This is a genomic window from Rhizobacter sp. P2_H2 (assembly GCF_056403375.1).
The window spans coordinates 1-1,256 of record NZ_JBFUFP010001346.1 but is presented as its reverse complement, the minus strand read 5'-3'; the positions used below and the strand labels follow the sequence as shown (position 1 = coordinate 1,256).

Annotated in this window: 1 protein-coding gene; it reads right to left on the bottom strand. The window is 71.6% G+C overall.

What is annotated here, in order from left to right:
• Window positions 1-190: 190 nt before the first annotated feature.
• Window positions 191-1,256 (bottom strand): aminotransferase-like domain-containing protein (locus AC1D15_RS32950; RefSeq protein ID WP_477829378.1); only part of this gene is annotated, 1,066 nt, incomplete at its 5' end.

The window sequence follows — 1,256 nt, the reverse complement described above, 5'->3', positions numbered from 1 at the left end:
CAGCGCGCTTCGTGAACTGACTGTCGCCGACTGTTTGACCACAACGAACGAAGTGAGTGGCGGGAGTTTCGGCGACGGGCCATGAAACCAGTCAGCGGAGGGAAGTCAGCGCCCCGCCAGGGGCGATGACCGACCCGGCCGGCGCGCCACGGCCTCCCCCCACGCGCCTTTGCGCGCGCCCATGCCGACCCTAAGCCGCCTCCTGCAACCGGATCTGCGCCGCCAGGAAACGGTACAGCCGCTCGTCGTCGCTGAAGGCCACGTTGAAGCGCAGCCAGCCGGTGGGCCGCGGCTCGACCAGGAACAGCTGCCCCGGCCCGAGCATGATGCCCTCGCCCACCGCCTGCCGCGACAGCTCGGCACCGTCGGGCAGGTCCGGGTGGCGCGCCCACAGGTACAGGCCCGCCTTCGGCTCGCTGAACAGCTCGAAGCCGAGCCCCGCCAGCCGCTGCGCCACCCGGCCGTGCCCGTCGGCCAGCCGGTCGCGCAGCGATTTCAGGTGCTTGCGCCAGCGGCCTTCGGTCAGCGCGCCGAAGGCCAGCCGCTCGGTGATGTCCGACGAGGTCAGCCCCGACACCATCTTCAGCTGCGCGAGTTCGTCCAGCAGGTCCGGCCGCGCAACGACGTAGCCGACGCGGATGTTCGGCGAGATCGTCTTCGAGTAGCTGCCGACGTAGACCACGCGGCGCAGCTGGTCGAGGCTCGCGAGCGAGGGCCGCGGCTCGGGGTCCATGTCGGCATAGATGTCGTTCTCGACCAGCGTCAGGTCGTGCGCGTCGGCCAGCTGCAACAGCCGGTACAGCTGCGCCAGCGGCGTGACCGAACTGGTCGGGCTCTGCAGCCGCGGCTGCGTGAAGAAGGCCTTCGGCCGGTGCTCGGCCAGCAGCGCCTCCAGCGCCGGCAGGTCGTAGCCGGCCGGCGTACGCGGCACGCCGATCAGCCGCGCACCGAGAAAGCGCAGCATGAACATCAGGTTCGGGTAGCCGGGGTCGTCGACCAGCACCGCATCGCCCGGCTTCAGCAGCCGGCGCGCGACGAGGTCGAGCGCCTGGCTCGAACCCTGCGTCAGGAGCACCTGCTCGGCGCCGACCGCGATCTGGTGCTCGGCCAGCGACTCGGTCACCAGGATGCGCAGCGCCATGTGCCCGTGCGGCAGCCCGTAGCCCCCCAGCTCGGCCCCGTCGGCGGCCATCTGGCGCAGGCTGCGCCGCACGCCGTCCTCGAACAGCCAGTCGTGCGGCAGCCAGCCGCAGCCG